At 55.1% G+C, this 20705-nt stretch carries 17 protein-coding genes; 10 read left to right on the top strand and 7 right to left on the bottom strand.

Going from position 1 to position 20705, the window contains the following annotated elements:
• Positions 1-2: 2 nt before the first annotated feature.
• Positions 3-887: an alpha/beta hydrolase gene (locus tag EJ361_RS22215; RefSeq protein ID WP_126248480.1), complete on the top strand. Its 885-nt coding sequence runs from the start codon at positions 3-5 to the stop codon at positions 885-887.
• A gap of 139 nt (positions 888-1026) precedes the next feature.
• Here the strand turns inward: EJ361_RS22215 and EJ361_RS22210 are convergent, their stop codons facing one another.
• Positions 1027-1965: a hydroxypyruvate isomerase family protein gene (locus tag EJ361_RS22210; protein WP_126248478.1), complete on the bottom strand. Its 939-nt coding sequence runs from the start codon at positions 1963-1965 to the stop codon at positions 1027-1029.
• A 205-nt stretch (positions 1966-2170) separates the two neighbouring features.
• Here EJ361_RS22210 and EJ361_RS22205 point away from each other — a divergent pair, with 205 nt between their 5' ends.
• The 3 genes from EJ361_RS22205 to EJ361_RS22195 all read left to right on the top strand — a co-directional run bounded on the left by EJ361_RS22205 (position 2171) and on the right by EJ361_RS22195 (position 6069).
• Positions 2171-3133, top strand: a complete 963-nt coding sequence (locus EJ361_RS22205; RefSeq protein WP_126248476.1) for a formylglycine-generating enzyme family protein — start codon at positions 2171-2173, stop codon at positions 3131-3133.
• A 122-nt stretch (positions 3134-3255) separates the two neighbouring features.
• Complete coding sequence (locus tag EJ361_RS22200; protein ID WP_126248474.1) at positions 3256-4602, top strand: Gfo/Idh/MocA family protein; 1347 nt, start codon at positions 3256-3258, stop codon at positions 4600-4602.
• Between the two features lie 168 nt (positions 4603-4770).
• The gene (locus EJ361_RS22195) at positions 4771-6069 is read left to right on the top strand and encodes a D-alanyl-D-alanine carboxypeptidase/D-alanyl-D-alanine-endopeptidase (protein ID WP_126248472.1); all 1299 of its coding nucleotides are present in this window, start codon (positions 4771-4773) and stop codon (positions 6067-6069) included.
• Between the two features lie 72 nt (positions 6070-6141).
• Here EJ361_RS22195 and EJ361_RS22190 read toward each other — a convergent pair whose 3' ends face one another.
• Positions 6142-8283 carry a S46 family peptidase gene (locus tag EJ361_RS22190; protein ID WP_126248470.1) on the bottom strand — a complete coding sequence of 714 codons (2142 nt, stop codon included), beginning with the start codon at positions 8281-8283 and terminating at the stop codon, positions 6142-6144.
• Positions 8284-8469: 186 nt separating this feature from the next.
• On the opposite strand from EJ361_RS22190, the gene EJ361_RS22185 reads away from it, so the two are divergent.
• Both EJ361_RS22185 and EJ361_RS22180 read left to right on the top strand, forming a co-directional pair.
• Positions 8470-8901 carry an META domain-containing protein gene (locus EJ361_RS22185; RefSeq protein WP_164714372.1) on the top strand — a complete coding sequence of 144 codons (432 nt, stop codon included), beginning with the start codon at positions 8470-8472 and terminating at the stop codon, positions 8899-8901.
• A gap of 23 nt (positions 8902-8924) precedes the next feature.
• Positions 8925-9371 (top strand): membrane lipoprotein lipid attachment site-containing protein, encoded by a 447-nt coding sequence (locus EJ361_RS22180; protein ID WP_126248466.1) that lies wholly within the window; start codon positions 8925-8927, stop codon positions 9369-9371.
• 72 nt (positions 9372-9443) lie between these two features.
• On the opposite strand, the gene EJ361_RS22175 is transcribed toward EJ361_RS22180, so the two are convergent.
• The gene (locus tag EJ361_RS22175) at positions 9444-10886 is read right to left on the bottom strand and encodes a Gfo/Idh/MocA family protein (RefSeq protein WP_126248464.1); all 1443 of its coding nucleotides are present in this window, start codon (positions 10884-10886) and stop codon (positions 9444-9446) included.
• Between the two features lie 210 nt (positions 10887-11096).
• Between EJ361_RS22175 and EJ361_RS22170 the strand changes: the two genes are divergently transcribed.
• Entirely contained in the window at positions 11097-12737 is a 1641-nt protein-coding gene (locus tag EJ361_RS22170) for a peptide MFS transporter (protein WP_126248462.1), read from the top strand.
• A 69-nt stretch (positions 12738-12806) separates the two neighbouring features.
• Here EJ361_RS22170 and EJ361_RS22165 read toward each other — a convergent pair whose 3' ends face one another.
• Positions 12807-13490, bottom strand: a complete 684-nt coding sequence (locus EJ361_RS22165; RefSeq protein WP_126248460.1) for a gluconate 2-dehydrogenase subunit 3 family protein — start codon at positions 13488-13490, stop codon at positions 12807-12809.
• A gap of 5 nt (positions 13491-13495) precedes the next feature.
• Positions 13496-15229 carry a GMC family oxidoreductase gene (locus tag EJ361_RS22160; RefSeq protein WP_126248458.1) on the bottom strand — a complete coding sequence of 578 codons (1734 nt, stop codon included), beginning with the start codon at positions 15227-15229 and terminating at the stop codon, positions 13496-13498.
• A gap of 104 nt (positions 15230-15333) precedes the next feature.
• On the opposite strand from EJ361_RS22160, the gene EJ361_RS22155 reads away from it, so the two are divergent.
• Positions 15334-16818, top strand: coding sequence for a gluconokinase (locus EJ361_RS22155; RefSeq protein ID WP_126248456.1), 1485 nt, complete (start codon positions 15334-15336; stop codon positions 16816-16818).
• A 61-nt stretch (positions 16819-16879) separates the two neighbouring features.
• Here the strand turns inward: EJ361_RS22155 and mutL are convergent, their stop codons facing one another.
• The gene (gene mutL / locus EJ361_RS22150) at positions 16880-18748 is read right to left on the bottom strand and encodes a DNA mismatch repair endonuclease MutL (RefSeq protein WP_126248454.1); all 1869 of its coding nucleotides are present in this window, start codon (positions 18746-18748) and stop codon (positions 16880-16882) included.
• 268 nt (positions 18749-19016) lie between these two features.
• Between mutL and msrB the strand changes: the two genes are divergently transcribed.
• Together msrB and EJ361_RS22140 are read left to right on the top strand one after the other, a co-directional pair.
• Positions 19017-19484 carry a peptide-methionine (R)-S-oxide reductase MsrB gene (gene msrB / locus EJ361_RS22145; RefSeq protein WP_317126948.1) on the top strand — a complete coding sequence of 156 codons (468 nt, stop codon included), beginning with the start codon at positions 19017-19019 and terminating at the stop codon, positions 19482-19484.
• A gap of 124 nt (positions 19485-19608) precedes the next feature.
• Entirely contained in the window at positions 19609-20157 is a 549-nt protein-coding gene (locus tag EJ361_RS22140) for an SRPBCC family protein (protein WP_126248450.1), read from the top strand.
• A 167-nt stretch (positions 20158-20324) separates the two neighbouring features.
• On the opposite strand, the gene EJ361_RS22135 is transcribed toward EJ361_RS22140, so the two are convergent.
• Positions 20325-20606, bottom strand: a complete 282-nt coding sequence (locus tag EJ361_RS22135; RefSeq protein ID WP_126248448.1) for a YciI family protein — start codon at positions 20604-20606, stop codon at positions 20325-20327.
• Between the last annotated feature and the right edge of the window lie 99 nt (positions 20607-20705).

Here is a 20705-nt window from a genome sequence, read left to right as displayed (position 1 = left end):
GCATGAAAAAGTCATTCATCGCCGCCATGCTTACCATCGCCGCTATCAACGCCACCGCGCAGGAACGTATCAACCTGTACCCCGACCATCCGGAATGGAAGATCCTGGGCGGAAAGGAAATCAACGACGTCCCCCACATCGAATATTACCCCGCTCCGGCCGGCAGGAAAAACGGGGCCGCCGTATTGGTCTGCCCGGGCGGAGGCTACGCCCACCTGGCCCTGGGCCACGAAGGGAAAGACGTGGCCGAATTCTTCAACGCCAACGGGTTCGACGCCATCGTGCTGCATTACCGGTTGAACGGCGGTCCGCAGCCCGGGTCCACTTTTCCGGCGCAGTACAACGACGTAACATTAGCGATGCGCATCGTGAAAAGCAAAGCCGGGTCCTGGGGATTCGATCCCGAAAAGGTAGGCGTGCTGGGCTTTTCGGCAGGAGGGCACCTCGCTTCGATGCTCACCACCATGCACATCGCGCCCGATCCGCAGGGGAAAGCGGCGCACGAACGGTTCAGCTCGCGGCCCGCATTTTCCGTGCTCGTGTACCCGGTGATCTCGCTCAGCGAAAGCTTCCGGCATGCCGGCTCCGCCAATAATTTACTGGGCGCGGGTGCGCCGAAGGAAAAACAGGATTCGCTGTCTACCCAAAACCGCGTAACCGCCGAAACCCCGCCCACCATGCTCATCCACGCCAGCGACGATAAAGGCGTGCCGGTGGAAAACAGCCTCGTTTTCTACAAAGCGTTGCTGCAGCACAACATTCCCGCCACCATGCATATTTACGATCACGGCGGGCATGGGTTCGGCATGGCCCCGAAAGACCCGGTGCTCAACACCTGGCCCGGCCTCGTGGTGAACTGGATCAACGGGATGCTCTTCAAAAAGTAAACTTCCATTCGAGATAAAAGCCCTCGCAGTCTTGCTGCGAGGGCTTTTTATTTGGATGAGCGCAAAAAAAATCCCGGTTTACCGAAGCAAACCGGGACCGTTATAAACCAATCAGATCGTATTATGTATCCCGTAACGATTACAGGAAATTGTCCGCATCGCGGTACGCCTTGATCAGCGCGGCTTCCCCTTCCTTACCGGGTTTGGCGTTGCCGTGCTCCATGCCCATCACCCCTTTGTAGCCTTTTTCGTGGAGGTGCTTGAACACATTGCGATAGTTGATTTCGCCGGTGCCGGGCTCGTTGCGGCCGGGGTTGTCTCCGATTTGCACATAGGCGATCTCGCTCCAGCAATGGTTGATCATATTGATGAGATTGCCTTCGTTGCGCTGCATGTGATAAATATCGAAGAGGATTTTGCAGGACGGGCTGTTTACGGCGCGGCAGATCTCGTACGTTTGATCGGAGGTGCGGAGGAACAGTTCGGGCGTATCGCTCAGGGGCTCGAGGACCATGGTGAGACCGCCTTTTTCGAGGATCTCGGAACCGGCGCGGAGTGCGTCGATCACGTTGCCGGTCTGAATGCCGATGGGAATGCGGCGCTCGAAGAAGCCGGGAACTACGGTGGCCCATTTGGCGTTGACGCGTTTGGCGAGCTCTACGGAGCGTTCGCAGGCTTTGAGGAATACGTCGAGATGTTCTTTTTTACCGGTGGTGAGCGAAACTTTCCAGTTTTCGCCGCCGTCGATCACGAACACGCCCATGCGCATGTTGAGTTTGGCGAGGAGGTCGCCGATCTTGTTTTGCTGGGCGGTATCGCGGCCGAGCATGCCGTTGTCTTCGATAGACCGGAATCCCTGGTCGTGCATGAACCGGATCTGATCGAGGAAATCTTCGCCGCCGGAGTTTTTGAACATCCCCTGGTGCGGTGCGTAATCGAGATTGAAAGTTTTTCCCGCGGTGGCGGTGTTGTCTTTCCCTGCCCCTTTGGCGGAGCCTGCCAGCGCAGTAGCGCCCCCGAATGTCAGCGCGGAGATGCCGGCGAGGGTCGACTGTTGTAAAAAGCTTCTTCTTTCCATAGCGTGTATTTTAAAATGACTTAGCGAAGGCGAAATTTATAGCTTTTAATAAGGAAATCAATATGTATTGAATAAAAAATAGATGAACGGGGATTTCATTCGATTTCATGCAACGCCTATCTTCATTTTTTGACGTTCATAAAATAAATATTGCATTCCCGCCTCTAAATCGATAAATTCACACGCTTTATTGTAATCCAACTAGATGAAAAGGACAACCGCGTTATTCCTGATCGGAGGCTGCTGCACTGCCGCCGTTCATGCACAAACTACACCTTTCGAGGCCTACGACCAGAAGATCGAGGGCACAGACGTTACCATCCGCATGGTGCCGGTGAAAGCCGGAGAATTCCTCCTCGGAAGCCCCGCTTCCGAAAAAGGCCGTGGTGCAGACGAAGGGCCGCAGAAGAAAGTGAAAGTAGATGCCTTCTGGATGGGCGCTTACGAAGTGACGTTCGACCAGTACGATCTGTATGCAGACAAAGACAAGGACAAGGCCCCGCTGCCCGATGGCATGACCCGGCCCAGTCCGCCCTACATCGACCTTACGCTCGGTATGGGCAAGGCCGGCGGCTTCCCTGCCAACAGTATGAGCCAGTACGGCGCGCTGATGTATTGCCGCTGGCTGTATAATAAGACCGGCGTATTCTTCCGCCTGCCCACCGAAGCAGAATGGGAATATGCCTGCCGCGCAGGTTCCAAAACCGCTTATCCTTTCGGCGCCGATGCGTCGAAATTGAAGGAATACGCCTGGACGGCCAGCAATTCCGAAGATAAATATCACAAGGTTGGGGAGCTGAAACCCAATGCCTGGGGGCTGTACGACATGCTCGGCAATGTGGGGGAGTGGACGATGGACCAGTACGAACCGGAAGCCTACAAAACCGTAGATGCTGCCAATCCCTGGCTGAAACCGACAGACAAAACCCCGCGTACCGTGCGTGGCGGTAATTATATGGACGACGCCGCCGCTGCGCGCAGCGCCGCCCGCCTGATGTCCGACATCGCGTGGAACGACCGCGACCCGCAGATCCCGAAAAGCAAATGGTGGAACGCGGATGCGCCGTTCGTAGGGTTCCGCATCGTGCGCCCCGTTCAGCAACCGACAAAAGAAGAAGCGGAGAAATTCTTCGCCGATATGATCGACCAGTTCGTAGGTGCGCGCTGATCCGTCAAATCTCTGTCAACACATGGATTTTCGCAGGATAATCCGTACTTTATAAAGCTATTGTCTATTTCATTATACTTTTTCACCAACGGCGCCGGCAGGCGTCCGGTAAATTACCAAACATGGAAAAGGAAACACGCTCATCATTCCACGATCAAACTCGCAGAGACTTCGTAAAGAAATCCTCTATCCTCGCAGGCGCCGCCATGGCCGCGCCTTACCTGTCGCAAGCAGCACAGACCAATTATTTCTCTGGCTCCGCCGGTGTCATTAAAATAGCCCTGATCGGCTGTGGTGGCCGCGGAACGGGCGCCGCAGTACAGGCGCTCAGCACCAAACAGAACGTTCAGCTCGTTGCCATGGCCGACGCTTTCCGCGACCGGCTCGATGGTAGCTACAACGAAATCGTGGAGGCCATGAAAAAAACGCCCGAGCGCGTTAAAGTCGCCGAAGCCGATAAATTCGTTGGGTTCGACGGATACAAGCAAGCCATCGCCAAAGCGGATGTGGTGATCCTCACCACGCCTCCCGGCTTCCGCCCCATCCACTTCGAAGAAGCCATCGCGCAGGGTAAGCACGTGTTCATGGAAAAACCCGTGGCCACAGACCCCGCCGGCATCGCCAAAGTGCTCGAAACAGCGGAAAAGGCGAAAGCCAAAAAACTCAACGTGGTAGTAGGTCTCCAACGTCACTACATGACCTCTTACCGCGAACTGTACAAACGCCTGAAAGACGGTATGATCGGAGACATCACCTCCATCCAGGTTTGGTGGAACCAGGGCGCCCTCTGGGTGCGCGAGCGCAAACCCGAATACACCGAAATGGAATACCAGATGCGTAACTGGTACTATTTCAACTGGCTCTGCGGCGATCATATCGTAGAACAACATATCCACAACATCGACGTGGGCAACTGGTTCATGGGTAAAACGCCTGTAAGCGCCGTAGGTATGGGTGGCCGCGCCATCCGCACCGGTCCGGAAGCAGGGGAAATCTTCGACCACCACTTCGTGGAATACCGGTACGACAATGGCGTTGTCATGAACTCCCAATGCCGCCACTGGAAAGATTCCGTGAGCAAGGTAGACGAGGAGATCGTGGGCACCAAAGGCCGCATCTTCTGCGACCGTGGCCAGATCGTTGACCATAAAGGCAAAACGCTCTACCAGTTCGACCGTAAAATGCACAACCGTCCGTACCAGGCCGAGCACGACGAGCTGTTTGAAGCCATCGCCGCCGGCCAGTTCAAATACCAGGACGCGCAGCGCGGTGCAGAAGCCACGCTTTCCGCCATCATCGGCCGTATGGCCACCTATTCCGGTCAGCTGATCGAGTGGGACAAGGCACTGAAATCCGGCATCAACCTGCAACCCGCGAAATATGCATTCGACGCGCCGCCGCCGGTGCTCCCGGATGCAAGCGGCCACTACGCATACGCGAAGCCCGGCATCACCCGCTATTTCTCCTGATCACGCAAGTGAAAAGGCAGCGATATTTGAAAGGCGCACCCCATGCCCGGGTGCGCCTTTCCTTTTATGATTTACTGGTAAAACGGTGAACACGGCTAACGGTTTCCGCTACGGAAACTGTCCATCCATGGAAAGCTTAACCTTCTTCAAATTGATTATATTCAGCACATGAAATCGTACCTCACGGGAGCCATCGCCCTGTTGCTGAGCCTCGGCGCAGCGGCGCAACCGAAGAACCTGCGCGCCTGGGCGCAGCAATATATTTTGCTGACGAAAGAGCTCAAGAGCGCGCATGTCGGCATCAGCATTTACGATCCGGCCACGAAGAAGTATTGGCTGCAGTACCAGGACGATAAATTTTTCGTGCCCGCGTCGAACACGAAGATCTTCACGCTGTTCGCGGGTTTGCAGTTGCTGGGGGATTCGTTGCCGGGGATGCGGTTCGTGGAAAACGATACGGCCCTGTTTGTACAGGGAACGGGCGACCCATCGTTCCTCCATCCCGATTTTACCGCCCAGCGCGTGCTGGACATGCTGGCCCAAACCGGGAAAAACATCTGGCTGCAACCCGGCGTTATCAGGAATAAACGTTTCGGGCCTGGATGGGGATGGAGCGATTACGCGGATTATTATCAGCCGGAACTCAACGAATGGCCCATGTACGGCAACGTAGCCCGCATCCGGATGAAAGGCGCCCATTATTCCATGACGCCCGAATTCCCGACGGAACTCGTATACGAACGCCCGCCCGCAGAAGCACTGGCCGACCGCGAAGAGCGCAAGAACCTCTTCACGCTGCACATCCGGTCAGACGTGCAAGCGGAACAGACTTACGAAGTGCCTTTTATCACCGGAAGCATTTCCCAACTGGCCCGCCGCCTGCAAGACACGATCCGCAAGCCCGTCCGCATAATGGCCACCACCGCGCCTTTGAGCGGAACGATCCTGAAATCCATCCCCACAGACACCCTTTTCCAACCCATGATGCACCGCAGCGATAATTTCTTCGCGGAGCAAATCCTTATGATGGCATCTTCCCTCAAATACGACGCGATCGATTCCCGTAAACTGATCGGTTATTTGCTGGACTCGCTGCTGACCGACCTTCCGCATCCGCCGAACTGGGTAGACGGTTCGGGACTGTCGCGCTACAATCTTTTTACGCCCCGCGACTTCGTTACCGTGCTCGATAAAATGTATAAAAAACATTCGAAGGAACGGCTCTTCCCGCTGTTTCCCGCCGGCGGAAAAGGCACGTTGAAAAATTACTACCAGGCGCTGCCGAACCGGCTTTACGCTAAAACCGGTACGCTCAGCGGCGTAGTGGCGCTCAGCGGATATCTGATCACCAAATCCGGTAAAACGCTCATTTTCAGCGTGCTCGTCAATAATCACAACGCAAATTCTTCGGCTACGGTCCGCCGGGCGGTGGAAAAATTCCTCGTGCGCACGGCCAATGCGGGCTGACGAGTTCCCTGCAAATAAAAATCCCGGCAAACGTTACGCTTGCCGGGATTTTTTGTGTTCGGAACGGAAATCCTATTTCACGATTTTCAGTTCGTTGATGATGTTTTTGGCACCACCCAGTTTGTCGATGCACCACAGCACGTAGCGGATGTCTACGTTGATGGTACGGTTGTAATTTTTATCGAACTGGATTTTGTGGCTGAGCGCTTCGTAGTTACCGTCGAACGCGAGGCCGATCAGTTCGCCCTTGGCGTTGAGCACGGGCGAACCGGAGTTGCCGCCGGTGATGTCGTTGCCGGTGATAAAGCCTACGACGAGGGTTTTACGCTTCGCATCGATGTACTGGCCGAAATCCTTTTTCTTCACGAGGTCGATGAAATTGGGATGCAGGTCGAACTCGTAATCGCCGGGTTTGTATTTTTCCATAACACCGTCGATCGTGGTTACGTAGTCGTAAGCCACCGCATCGCGGGGGGAGTAGGGTTTCACCTGGCCGTAAGAAAGGCGCATGGTGAAATTGGCGTCGGGATAGCGGTTGGCGTTGGGCGTGCGTTGGGCTTCCCCTTTCAGATAGAGGCGGCCAAGCTCGTTGTTTTGCGCGGTGAACTGGGAGTAGATCGGCGCATATTTGGTAACGTAGTTCTTCACGAAAGCGGAAGCATAGGCGAACGCCGGATCTTCCTGCAGCGTAACGGCATCAGGCTGGCTGATGAAAGTTTTCCATTTCGCGTCGTTGAAGATGATGGTGTTGTTGAACACGTTGGCAGCCCAGTTGCGGTAGGTTTTTTCGTCGTTCAGGTCGCCGAAAGATTTCAGTCCTTCGTAGAAACCGACGGGGTGCTGGTCTTTCGGGATATCCTGGTAATAGCGCATGGCCATGGCGGCGAGGATTTTCTGATCGGAGGGTTTGTTCTCGTCTTTCAGGAAATTGGTGCGGGCCTGGTCTGCGGCGTTGGCGGCGGCTTTGACGTCGCCATTTTTGAGGATGGCGTTTTCCACCTGTGCGAGGGAGCTGGCGTAGGCAGCGAGGGGCGAGCCGAGGATGCCTTCCATGAGGTAGAGGCGTACTTTTGCGTAGGGAGACCATTTCTTGTAAATGTCTTCATACTGCGTAAATACGGGCTCGAACTCGGATTTGCCTTTGGCCCATTGCCGGAAGGCGGCTTCGTTTTTCAGTTTTTCTTCGTACACATGGTACTTCAGCAATTGGGCGGTTTCGCCGTCGAAGAATTTCCAGTAGTTGGCGATGCCGGCGTAGGAAGATGCGAGTTGCAGCTTCACGGCGGGATCTTTCTTCATTTCTTCGAACATGTATTTGAGGCGGATGTCGCGTAGGCCGACGATGGAGGGGTTTTCCACCTCGGTTTTCAGTTTCACGCCGTAGGATGTTTCGTAACGATTGGTGCCGCCGGGGTATCCGAAGATCATGGCGTAATCGTTTTCTTTCACGCCTTTGATGGAAACGGGCAGGAAGTGTTTCGGCTTGAGGGGAACGTTGTTGGCGGCGTATTCGGCCGGTTTGCCGCTGGCGTTGCCGTATACGCGGAACACGGAGAAGTCGCCGGTATGGCGGGGCCATTCCCAGTTATCGGTATCGCCGCCGAATTTGCCAACGTTTTCGGGAGGCGTTCCTACGAGGCGGACGTCGGTGTAACGTTCGTACACGAAGAGGAGATATTGGTTCCCTTTGAACATGGGCACCACTTTGGCTTCGTAACCGTTGCCGGCGGTGGCGGCTTTCACGATATCGCCGTAAGCAGCCTGGAGTTTGGGGTTGCGATCGGCCAGGGTAGTACCTTTGATGGCTTCTTCCACTTTGGCGGTCACATCTTCCACCCGCACGAGGAACTGAACGGAAAGCCCTTTTGCAGGGATCTCTTCCTGCTTGCTGCGGGCATAAAACCCGTCGCGCAGGTAGTTATGCTCCACCGAACTGGCAGAAGCGATGGCGCCGTAACCACAATGGTGATTCGTAAAGATCAGCCCTTCATTGCTCACGATCTCTCCCGTGCAACCTCCACCGAAAATGATAATGGCATCTTTAATGGATGATTTGTTGATGCTGTATAACTGGTCTTTCGACAGCTTCAGCCCTTTCTTCACCATATCGGCATAAGTTTGCGGCCCCAGCAGGTAAGGAAGCCACATGCCCTCGTCTGCCTTTACCAGCTTGACAGACAGCAAAAGCAGCAACAGGAATAGATTTTTCTTCATATGTTAGATTTTGTAAGGGCCCAAACCTACCGATTTTTTTCATAATAGCCCTTACCGGTCATGGAAGTCAACAATTGAAGGTGCCGCGGCGTTAAAATGGCTTGATGATTGATAAGAAAAACAAATACACCATAAAACCACTATCATGAAACAGTTACTGCTTCCCGCTTTGCCGCCCTGGCTATTTTGGCTGCCTGCCAAAGTTCCCAACAGCAATCGGGTACCGATTCCGCCGCCGCGGCAGCCGCCGTTACGACAGACGGGGCGCCCGCATGGCCGCTTTCCGGCACCAAATGGGTGTTGAAAGAAATCGTGAACGGCCCCAAAGACACCAGCAACTGGGGGAAAGAAATTTATATGCAGTTCTTGGATTCTTCGTCGCAGGTGCGCGGCCATCTCGGCTGCAACGGCTTCGGCGGCAAATTCGTGGCCACGCCCACCGGCGAACTCGCCGTGTCCGACATCATGTCCACCCAAATGGCCTGTCCGGCCCTGAACGTGGAAAACGCTTTCAGCCAGGCACTGCAAAACACCAATAAATACACCATCGAAAAGGATATCCTCAGCATTCAGCGTGGAGATTCCGTACTGGCGACCTTCACCGCCACAAAACAGTAATAACCGATTAAAAATCAATGTATATGAATAAAATCCTCCTCGTCCTTGGTGCCGCCGCCATCCTCACGGCCTGCCAGAACAAAACCGCCGCTACCGGCGAAGATTCTTCCGCCAACGCGAAGATCCATGAAGGGGTAGATTCCATCCAGGAAGGTATCGAACAAAAAGCGGATACCGCCGGCGCCTGGTTCCAACGGCAGAAAGATGAAGCTTCGGCCTCCATCAAGGAAAAAATGGATTCGCTGGACGTGCGGATCGAAGAACTGAAGAAAGACGGCAGCGCGAAAAGCAAAAAAGCGCAGGCTAAACTGGAAGCCGCCCGGGCAGACCTCGCCAAAGCGGCAGACGATGTGAAAAACGCCACGGTGGAAGCGTGGGACAAAACAAGGGAAGGGCTCGATAAATCGCTGAAGAAAGCCGATAGCGAATGGAAAGAGTTCAAGCGCGATTTCAAGGAACTGTTCCGTTAGGACAAGTAGCGTATCTATAAGAAAAAAGGGTGCCTCCGGCCGGAGGCACCCTTACTATTTCGTATAAACAGCTTACGCACCGAGCGTCCAGCCGTCGCGATAGGTACGCTTCACGAACTGGTTGGCGTCGTCGAAGTTGGTGATCTTCATGTTCGGACCATCCCACAGCAGCTTGATGTAGCGGCCGGGATAATCGAAGCCTTTGCCGTCGGCTTTGGGCTTGCGGATATCGTAACTACGGATGGCGAGGTTGCCCATGAGGATGGTTTCGGTGAGCGGACCGGCGATCTCGAAGGGGGCCGACAGTTCTTTCTTGCCGTAACCGGCGATGCACGCGTTTACCCATTGAACGTAGTGGCCTTCGGGCACGCGGGCGATGGTTTGCTTCACGTTCACTTCCGCATTGCGTTTGGAAGGCAGCAGCGAAGGGTACATACCATAGGTTCCGCACATCATTTTGCCTTTGGTGCCTTCGAAGATGGCGCCGTTGCCACCGTCGCCCATTCTTTCGTTGGGGCCCAGCTCTTCGGGGCGCGCGGGTTGGATGCCGCCATCCATCCAGTGGAGTTTCAGCGGACCGCGTTTCGTTTCGAAAGTCATGATCACGTGGGAAGACGGGGGGCAGCTTTCCGGGAAATATCCCTGTTTGAATTCGTCTACATACACGCTGCCTACGCTGGCTTCCGCGGATACGGGGTAGCCGAGGCCGAGCACGCGGAAGGGCGGTTCCACGATGTGGCAGCCCATGTCTCCGAGCGCGCCGGTACCGTAATCCCACCAGCCGCGCCAGTTGAACGGAACGAGTTTGTCAACGTAGTCTTTTTGCGGAGCGGTGCCCAGCCAGAGGTTCCAGTCGAGGTCGGCCGGTTTGGTGCCGGGTTGTGAGGGCCAGGGAATTCCCTGCGGCCATACGGGGCGGTTGGTCCAGCAATACACGGTATGAACATCGCCGATGAGGTCGGCATTGTACCATTCCATGAGTTGGCGGACGCCGTCGCCGGAGGCGCCCTGGTTGCCCATTTGGGTGACTACTTTATATTTTTTGGCGGCCTGCGTGAGCATGCGCGCTTCGTAGATATCGTGGGTGAGGGGTTTTTGAACGTACACGTGCTTGCCGAGCTGCATGGCGGCCATGGCTTGCACGGCGTGGTTATGGTCGGGGCTGGAAACGGTTACCGCGTCGATGTTTTTGTGTTCTTTGTCGAGCATTTCGCGGTAATCCCGGTAGTATTTCGCTTTGGGGAAGCGTTTTACGGATCCTGCTGCGCGGCTGTCATGCACGTCGCAAAGTACGACGATGTCTGCCGGGCCTTTGGATATCTCGCTCAAATCGCTGTCGCCTTTACCGCCAACACCGATGCCGGCAACGCGAAGCCTGTCGCTGGGTGCGGTATATCCCGAGCCTCCCAATACGTGACGTGGAACGATCATGAAACCTGCAGCGGCGGTAGCGCTGTTGGTTAGAAATGATCTACGTGAAATCTGGTTTCTTTTGTTATTTTTTCCCTGAACCATGATTTGATAAATTTTCGTTCAATATAATCGAAAAAGTATAGAAAAAGCAATAATCTCTATGAGCGGCATCCTGTTCTGTCCTGTGCTAAATCGATTTTTTCAACCTTAAATTTTAGACAGGGTGGGATGGGCTTACCGTTCGTCGGGAATGTTTGGGTGCAATGTGGTTTTTTATCCTATTTTTAGCCGTCTCAAACCTTATGTTACAACATGTCGACTAACCGCAAACATCCGGTAGCCTTACCGTTTTTATTCTTTTCCGAAATGTGGGAACGATTCGGTTTCTACCTGCTGCTCGCCATTCTGCAACTATACCTGACAGACGCCGAAAAGGGCGGATGGGCCATGGACCGGCCTGCGGCGGTCGATATTTTCGGCACTTTCATCGCATTCGTGTATCTCACCCCGTTCATCGGCGGGCTCCTGGCCGACCGTAAGATCGGTTACGCCAAATCCATCATCATCGGGGGCATCCTCATGGGGATCGGGTATTGCGGACTGGCCGTCAAAGACTTAACGGTTTTCTACTGTTCGCTGGCGCTCATCTGTGTGGGCAACGGCTTCTTCAAACCCAATATCTCCACCCTGCTGGGCAATGTTTACAACGACCCCCGGTACATCGAGCGCAAGGATACCGGCTATAATATCTTCTACATGGGGATCAACATCGGCGCCTTCATCTGTACCTTCTTCGCATCGTACCTCCGCAACAATATCAACTGGGGCGCGGCGTTCATCGCAGCAGGCATAGGCATGTTCCTCGGTGTCATCATCTTCGTTGCCGGGCTCAAACATTACCGCCATGCAGACGTCCTCAAACCCGTCCAGCCCGGCGATATGCCCCTCGGTTCCATCTTCGCGCAGGTATTCGTTCCCGTTCTGATCGTGGGCAGCATCGGCTGGTTCATCCCCGGCAATATCTTCGGCACCGATTCTACGGATGCGTTCATCTTCGCCTGCCTCCCCATTATTTATTTCTTCGTGAACCTGCTGCGCAAAGCTACGGGAACCGACAAACAGCCTGTGAAAGCCCTGCTGGCCGTTTTCGCAGTGTCTATCATGTTCTGGGCGGTATTCAAACAAAACGGAACCGCGCTCACCACCTGGGCGCAGTTTTATACGGACCGCGAACTGTCTGCCTCGCTGACCGGCCCCGCCAACGCGCTTTCCCTCGCGGAAACCACCACCAACCAAACCGGCGAAGTGGTAGCGTACGACCATGAATTCCGGGTTATCAAAGACGAAAACGGCAATCCGGTAAGGGAAATCGGGAAACCCGTTTATTTTAAGAACGTGGCGCCCGAAAAAATGCCTGCGGAAGGGGCAACCATCAGTCTCGTCAACACCGAACAATTCCAATCCATCAACCCGTTTTTCGTGATCATCCTCACGCCGCTCGTGGTCGCATTCTTCACCTTCCTCCGCAAACGGAAAAAGGAACCGACCACGATGACCAAAATCGCGTGGGGCCTCGTGATTTCGTCTTTGTCCACTTTCTGCATGGTGGCGGCCGTCATGGTTTGCGATAACGGCGCAGTGAAAGCTGCGCCCTGGTGGCTGTTCGGCAGCTATGGCATCATCACCGCGGGAGAATTGCTCCTCAGCCCGATGGGCCTGTCGCTCGTATCGAAACTGAGTCCTGCCCGCCTCACTTCCCTGATGATGGGCGGCTGGTTCCTGGCCACATCTATCGGGAACAAATTGTCGGGCGTGCTCGCGGCGATGTGGGACCAGTACGACAATAAAGTCAATTATTTCCTCGTGAATTTCCTGCTGTTGGGCGTTGCCGCGGGCACCATCATCCTGATGCTGCGCTGGCTGAACCGTGTGTTTAAGGAACACACGCACTGATCCACCGGCTAAAAAATAAAAAGCGACGTCCATTACGGGCGTCGCTTTTTTTATGCGGTCTGGATGGGATCAATCGTCCCAGGTCATGAGTTTGGTGCGGTCTTCCTTCTTCAGGCAAACAGCCAGCATTTTTTCGTCGTATGCGAGGTTGTATTGTTTGAGCACATCGTCCGGAACGCCGTCCCATTCGTTGGGCCGGTTGCCGGCGTACCCCATGTCCCTGATGCCCATTTCGCTGGTGAAGAACCCAGTGGCGGTGAGGTTGCGCATCAAACTGAAAAACGCTACGCCCTGGCTCATTTCCGGCGCCGCTTTTTCGGGGAACGCGATCTGGTCTACCATGGCCAGGCGTTTGTCGGGCTCCAGGCCGGTGAAGATCTTGCCGTACTGTTTCTGGCATTGCACGTCGAGCCAGCGGAGGCCGCCGCGCATGGGCAGCTGGTGTTTGGGCTGGTCTTTCACGATGAAATCGATGAACTCCGGCACTTTGGCGTCTGTGGCCGATCCGGAAGTTTCGTCTTTCGGGATGATGATATCTACGAGCACGGTAATGGTTTTCATCTCCGCGTCTGTGAAGAATTTTTCTTTTTTGAGGGCCTCGTCGCGGAGCGCTTCTTCGGGCGTACGGCCGTAGAATTTCCCGGTTTTAGGCGCCTTGTCGGCCTCTTTGGTGCTGGTTTCGCAGGCGCTGAGGATAACGCCGGTGGATACGGAACCTATCAGGAGGGCTTTGAGCGATTCTCTTCTGTCCATAATGATCAGAGATTTTGTTTTTTCAATTCGTCCACGATGTAATTCGATGCGCGCAGCGAAAGCGCGAGGATCGTCCAGGTGGGGTTTTTATCTGCCTGCGAAACGAAAGCGCCGCCATCCACTACAAATACGTTTTTGGCGTCGTGCGCCTGGTTGTATTTATTGAGGACGGAGCGTTTGGGATCGTTGCCCATGCGGGTGGTGCCCACTTCGTGGATGATCCGGCCCGGGTTTTCGAGGCCGTACATGGTTTCTTCACCGGGTTTATGGCCCAGGGGAATGCCGCCCATCTGGTGGATGATCTCTTCGAACGTTTCGTGCATATGCCGCGCCTGTTTGATCTCGTGTTCGCTCCATTTGTAATTGAAACGGAGAACGGGAATGCCGAATTTATCCACGACGTTCGGGTCGATTTCGCAATAGTTGTCTTCCCGCGCGATGGCTTCCCCGCGACCGGCGAACCCGATCGTGGAACCGAAGAACCGGCGGTAATCGTTTTTCAGGCTGGCGCCGTAACCGCCTGCGGGAGCGCCGCCGCGGTTGGGGTCTTTCATATGCATGCCTTCGATCCCGAAACCGAAACCGTATGCCGGCATGCCCATGCCGCCCCAGAACTCGATGTGATAGCCACGGGCGAAGTCGAGCTTCTTATTGTCGAGCCACCACGGAATATACATATGCATCCCGCCCACGCCGTCTTCGTTGTACCGTTTCCGGTCCATGAGCGAAGGCATGAACGCCCCGCGCGAAGCGCCGGTGGAATCGTGCAGGTATTTTCCGACCAGGCCGCTGGAATTGGCGAGGCCGTTTTTGTGCATGGGAGATTTGGAATTGAGGAGCAACCGCGCCGATTCGCACGCGCTCGCAGCCAGTACGATCACGCGGGCATCGATGCGGTATTCCTGCATGTCCGATTTATCGACATAGCTCACGCCCGTTGCCTTGCCGGACGCGTCCGTCACAATTTCCCTTGCCATGGCGCCCACGTACAAATCCACGTTGCCGCTTTTCATGGCGGGCTTCACGAGCACGGTGGAAGAGGAGAAGTCGCCGTGAACGGTACATCCGCGGCTGCATTGCGAGCAGAAGAAGCACGCGCCGCGGTCTTTATTCACCGAGCGGGTGAGGATCGAGAGGCGGGAATGGATCACCGGGATGCCGAGCTTATCGCCGGCCTGTTTCACCATCAGCTCGTGGAGGCGCGGTTTGGGAGGAGGGAGGAAATAGCCGTCCGGCTCGTTGTAGATCCCTTCCTTCGACCCGAAAACCCCGATCATTTTGTCTACCTGGTCGTACCAGGGTTTCACCTCATCGTACCCGATCGGCCAGTCGTCTCCATGCCCGTCGAGGCTATAATGCTTGAAATCGTTCGGTCCGAAACGGAGGGAAATGCGGCCCCAGTGGTTGGTGCGGCCGCCTACCATGCGGGACCGGAACCAGTCGAATTTACTGCCGTTTTTTTGTGTGTAGGGCTCGCCTTCGATTTCCCATCCGCCATAAGCGGCGTCGAAATCGCCGAAGGGCCGGGTGGTGTTGGCGCCTCGCCTGGGCGATTCGTAAGGCCATTTTAATTGGGTCTGCTGCTCCGGATCGGCAGGGTCGTACTTCGGGCCCGCTTCGAGCAGTGCCACCTTCAGCCCCGCGTCTGACAGCACTTTGGCCGCCATTCCGCCACCAGCGCCAGATCCGATGATGCACACGTCGTACGCTTTCGCCTGTTTTTTTATCTCAAATGCCATTGTAAGTACGTGGATTTTTGTAGCGTGATTTAACCTGAATGATTTTAAATCTATAAATTAAATACGGAAAATGAAAGGGGTTTTTTACTTTCGGGCTCTATTCTATGACGACAAAATCACCATATATCCTCGGTGTAGACATCGGAACGGGGAGTGCGAAGACGATCGCGGTGACCACGGCGGGGCAGATCCCCGCATCCCGCAGACAAACCTATCCCACCCAGGAGCCGGTTCCCGGGTATAGTGAGCAAGACCCTGAGCAAGTGCTCGCCGCTATCATCAAGACCATCCGCGAAACCGTCGCGGAAATGGGTTACGCCCCCGCGGCCATCTCGCTGAGCAGCGCCATGCATAGTCTGCTGGCCGTAGATGCAGACGGTGAGCCCCTCACGCCGGTGATGACCTGGGCCGACAATCGCGCCGAAGATTATGCCGCCGCCCTTCGCAACACGCCGGAAGGAAAAGAGATCCACCGCGCCACAGGAACGCCCATCCACCCGATGTCGCCGCTGTGCAAAATCCAGTGGATCCGCGAACAGCAGCCCGACATCTTCGACCAGGCCGCCTGTTTCGTAGGGATCAAAGACCTGTTCCTGTTCCGCTGTTTCCACGAATTCATCACCGATTATTCCCTCGCCTCGTGCTCGGGGCTTTTTGATATCCGTACGCTGGACTGGTACGCCCCCGCGCTGAAACTCGCCGGTATCACAGACGACCGCCTGCCCATCCCGGTAGAGACCACGCGCCTGCTCATCGGCATGGACCCCGCCATGGCACAGGCCATGGGCGTTCCCGAAGGCACGCTCATCATGGCCGGCAGCAGCGACGGTTGCCTGGCGCAGCTGGGCTCCGGCGCCGTGGAGCCCGGGCATGCCGCGCTCACTATCGGAACGAGCGGCGCCATCCGCGTGATGAGCCCGAAACCCGCCGACGATCCCGCCGGGAGGATTTTCTCTTACGTGCTCACACCCGAACATTACGTTTGCGGCGGCGCCATGAACAACGGCGGCGTAGCCTTGCAATGGTTCTCGAAAGCTTTCCTGCCCTGGTCTGACTATAACGATTTTCTGAAAACCGCCTTTACCGCGCCGGCAGGCAGCGATGGACTGCTCTGTTTGCCCTACATGCTGGGCGAGCGCGCGCCGGTGTGGGACAGCCGCACTTCCGGAGCGTTTGTGGGCATGCGCCAGCACCATGGATCGCCGCATTTCCAGCGGGCGTTGGTGGAAGGGATTTGCTTCAACCTCCTCAGTATCGGCGAAGCCCTCGAAAGCGTGACGGGCGATATCCGTGAGGTGACCGTGAGCGGTGGATTTACCGCATCGCCGCTATGGATACAATTGCTGGCGGATATTTTCCGCAAGCCGATGCTCCTGCACCAGGACGAAGACGCCTCAGCGCTGGGAGCCGCCATGCTGGCCTGGCACGCGCTGGAACAGGTAGACGCCTGGCAGTTCAGCTCGTCGGCCGCGGCACGCGTTTTCGAACCCAACACGGAACATGCGCCGGTGTACGAACGCAATTACCGCGCATTCTCAATTTTATATGACAGGTTGAAAGACGTCACCGACATCCTCCGGGAAAAATAAAAAAGACAGCCGCTTCTTTCGAGGCGGCTGTCTTTTTTTATGGAACGATGGAAATATTGGATCAGAACCCCCTGTCGAACATTTTCTCCAGGTCATTCAGCTTAAAAGAGATAAACGTGCCTCTGCCGCCCGGGGAAACATTGGGCATCGAACAGGCGAACAGCTCGTCGATGATATTCTGCATCTCGCGGGAAGTCAGCGGTTTACCGGATGGGATGGCGTTATTGCGGGCCATGCTGCGCACGAGGCGCTCGCGGCGGTTGTGTTTCAGTTCGGTACTGAAATGCTTGAACTGTTCGAGCAACCCTTCGATACTGGCCTGTTCGTTACCCGATTGAATATCGGCGGGCGTTCCGCGCACCACAAAAGTATGCTGGCCGAAAGGTTCGAGGTCGTAACCAAGCGCCTGCAGGTCGGGCAGCATTTCGTGGACGATGATCGCATCCGCCGGCAACAGTTCCAGCGTTTGCGGGAAAAGGCTTTGCTGGGTAGCGATGGGTTTTTCGGCGAGGGCGCGGAGATACCGTTCGTACAGAATGCGTTCGTGCGCCGATCGCTGGTCTACCAGGATAAAACCCGATTTGATCTGCGAAAGGATATACTGCTGATGCACCTGCACCGGGCCTTTCTGGTCGTGTGCCGCTTCCTGCCAGCGTTCGTCGATGACGGAGGCGGTAGAAGTGGGTGCAGCCGGGAAATCGGAAGGCGGCGGCAAGGGGAAATCGTTATCCCGCGCGGGCGCCGGGCCGTACAGCTCTTTCCAGTGCTGGAGGTTGCTGTTGGCCGTTTTATCGATCACGTGCGCCTGGTTGGCACTCGTAAAGGTTTTGTAGATGGAAGTACCGGCCGACTGCGCTTTCTTTTCTTCGGTGAAAGGCTGCGTGAGCGCGTCGAGCTGCTGGATGCCGGGGTCGAGGTCGAAATCGAGCGCGGGGGTTACGCTGAACTGCGCCAAAGCGTGTTTGATGGCCGATTGCACGAATGCGTACAGAATGCGCTCGTCGTCGAACTTGATTTCCTGCTTGGTGGGATGCACGTTAATGTCCACATGCGCGGGGTCGAGGTCGATGAAGAGCACGTACAACGGGTAACTGTCTGACGGGATCGTTTCCGCGAACGCGTTCATCACGGCATGATTGAGGTAGCTGGATTTGATGAACCGGTTGTTGACGAAGAAGAACTGGTCGCCACGGGTTTTCTTGGCCGTTTCCGGTTTCCCCACAAACCCGTGGATGTTCATATAATCGGTGCTTTCCTTAACGGTGACGAGTTTGGAGTTGTAGTGCTGGCCGAGAATGGAGACGATCCTTTGCTTGAGGGAGCCTTTCTCGAAATGGAACATCTGCTGCCCGTTGCTGTTCAGCGAAAACTGAAGATGCGGGAAGGCGAGCGCTACGCGGATGAATTCATCGACGATGTGGCGCATTTCGGCAGCGTTGCTTTTCAGGAAGTTACGACGGGCCGGCACGTTGAAGAAGAGGTTCTTCATGGCGATACTGGTGCCCACGGGCGCCTGGCAGGGCTCCTGCCGGCGGATGACGGAATTGTCGATCTCGATGAAAGTGCCGAGCTCATCGTCCTGCCGCTTCGACTTCAGTTCTACCTGCGCCACCGCGGCGATGGAAGCCAGGGCTTCGCCCCGGAAACCCATGGTCCGGATTTGGAAAAGATCGTCGATCGACCTGATTTTGGAAGTTGCGTGCCGTTCGAAGCACATCCGTGCATCGGTGCCGCTCATCCCGCTTCCATTATCGATCACCTGAACGAGCTCTTTGCCCGCATCTCTTATAATGAGCTGGATTTCAGTAGCGCCAGCGTCCACCGCATTTTCCAGTAACTCCTTTACCGCCGATGCCGGCCGCTGGATCACTTCGCCCGCTGCTATCTGATTCGCAATATTGTCTGGTAATAAATTGATGATATCCGCCACTTACCTGCCTTTTGGCGTAAAGTTAGGAAGAAAAAATATTGTTAAATACATTAACGGGTACAATCCATACAGTAGTACGTTTCGTACCTTTAATGTGTAGAGCAGGAACGACACATATCCAGATTAATAATTTATAAATAATTGCGTTCCGATAGTAATGCATCTAATCAATCATGAAGCCATGAAGACATGGACCTATCTTTTATTGATCGCTGGCATGATGTTCAGTCATTGTTCCTATTCACAGAACGGAACTAAAAAATCATTTATGGAAGAAAAAAAGAGCCCGGTGTATTCCCGCACTGACACGGGCAAAGTCAACCTATCAGACGCAGAGTGGAAAAAGATCTTACCGAAAGATGTGTACGACATTGCCCGCGAAAAAGGCACCGAATGGGCATTTACGGGCAAATTCTGGAACAGTAAGGAGCATGGGACGTATTATTGCGCGGCCTGCGGCAACCCGCTGTTCGTTTCAGACACGAAGTTCGAGAGCGGCTGCGGATGGCCGAGTTTTTACCAGCCCGTCAGCAAAACGAGCGTGATCTATACGCCCGACAATTCTCATGGCATGCAGCGTACCGAAGTGCAATGCGGCCGGTGCAAGGCGCATTTGGGGCATGTGTTCGACGATGGCCCGCCGCCGACGGGGCTTCGCTACTGCATCAATTCGGTGATCCTGGATTTCGAGAAAGCGAAAGACGTGGAAAAGAAGTTCAACGAGAAAGAAAAGTAATTCACATCCAAAAGACCTGACTGTATGCTGCCGGTGCAAATTCCTTTGCGCCGGCCTTTCCAATGCTACGGATTTTCCATCCGCCGGAAAAAATTCGGTAAATTGTGGAAAACCAGCTATCCCTTTGAGAAAATTCTTCTATTACAGTGCCTGGGTGATCGGCATGGCCATGGCTTTACTGGCAATTCTGCTGCTGGTAGCCCCCACGCACGTTCACATCGAGCAATCGGTATTTATTCACGCGCCGCCTGCTGCAGTGTGGGACCAAACCGCCCGTTTCGACCATTATAATCAATGGAATACCCTCAAGGAAAGGGAACCCGGCGCGCAATTCAGGATAGACGGGGTAGACGGTACGGCCGGAGCTTCCACCACCTGGACCGGTAAAAAGATCGGCTTCGGCCGCCTGCGCCACCTTTCCCTCACACCCCATACAGAAATCCGCCAGCAGCTGGAGTTCTTCGAACCGCTTGCCTCCATTTGCGAAATCTCCTTCAAATTCGCCGATTCAGCCGGCGGCACCCGCGTTGCGTGGAGCATGGACGCCAAATATCCACGACCGCAGAATATCCTGGGAATGTTCATGAAAGACAATCTCGAAACCGATTTCCGGAAAAGCCTCCAACGCCTGAAATCTGCCGCCGAAGCTAACTTTTCTGCCGGCAGGAGGTGAGCTATCACTTGATAGTCAATCGTTTGATGGAAATATGGATCCCCGGTCGCGGTAGCGCGGCCGGTAGCGTTTTTGGTATTTGTTCCGGATGAAAGGGGATGCCGGCCAGGAAGCCGGTTCACGTGAGCTGGATAAGTTGGCTAGTGTACAGTTGCGTGAAAGGCAGATCAGGAGCTGATTCCGGCCATCTCGAAAGTATTCGGCTCGAACTCGATGATGTCGTAAACGGCCAGCTGGAACTTGTCCATCGGGTCTTCCGCCAGGATGGCTTCCACTTCCCTGCGGCTGCCGGCGCGGCAAACGATGATGGAACCCGTGCGGGGCTTGCGCCTGCCGGTGAGGATGAAGCGGCCTTCGCGGACCTGCTTTTCCAGGAAGACGTTGTGCGCTTCCATATAGTGCTCGATAGCCGCCAGCGGGCGGATGTACTGTAGGAGGATCAGGTACATAAAGGTTAGATATGGTCTTTCAAAAAAATGGTTAAAATCCTGAATATCTGCCAAAGGTATGTAAATTGCGCAAAGTAATCGAGCCAACGCCCGCCAGGG

Origin of the sequence: Chitinophaga rhizosphaerae (genome assembly GCF_003958645.1) — a bacterium.
Taxonomy (GTDB): Bacteria; Bacteroidota; Bacteroidia; order Chitinophagales; family Chitinophagaceae; genus Chitinophaga; species Chitinophaga rhizosphaerae.
This window is presented reverse-complemented; position numbering and strand designations above follow the sequence as displayed.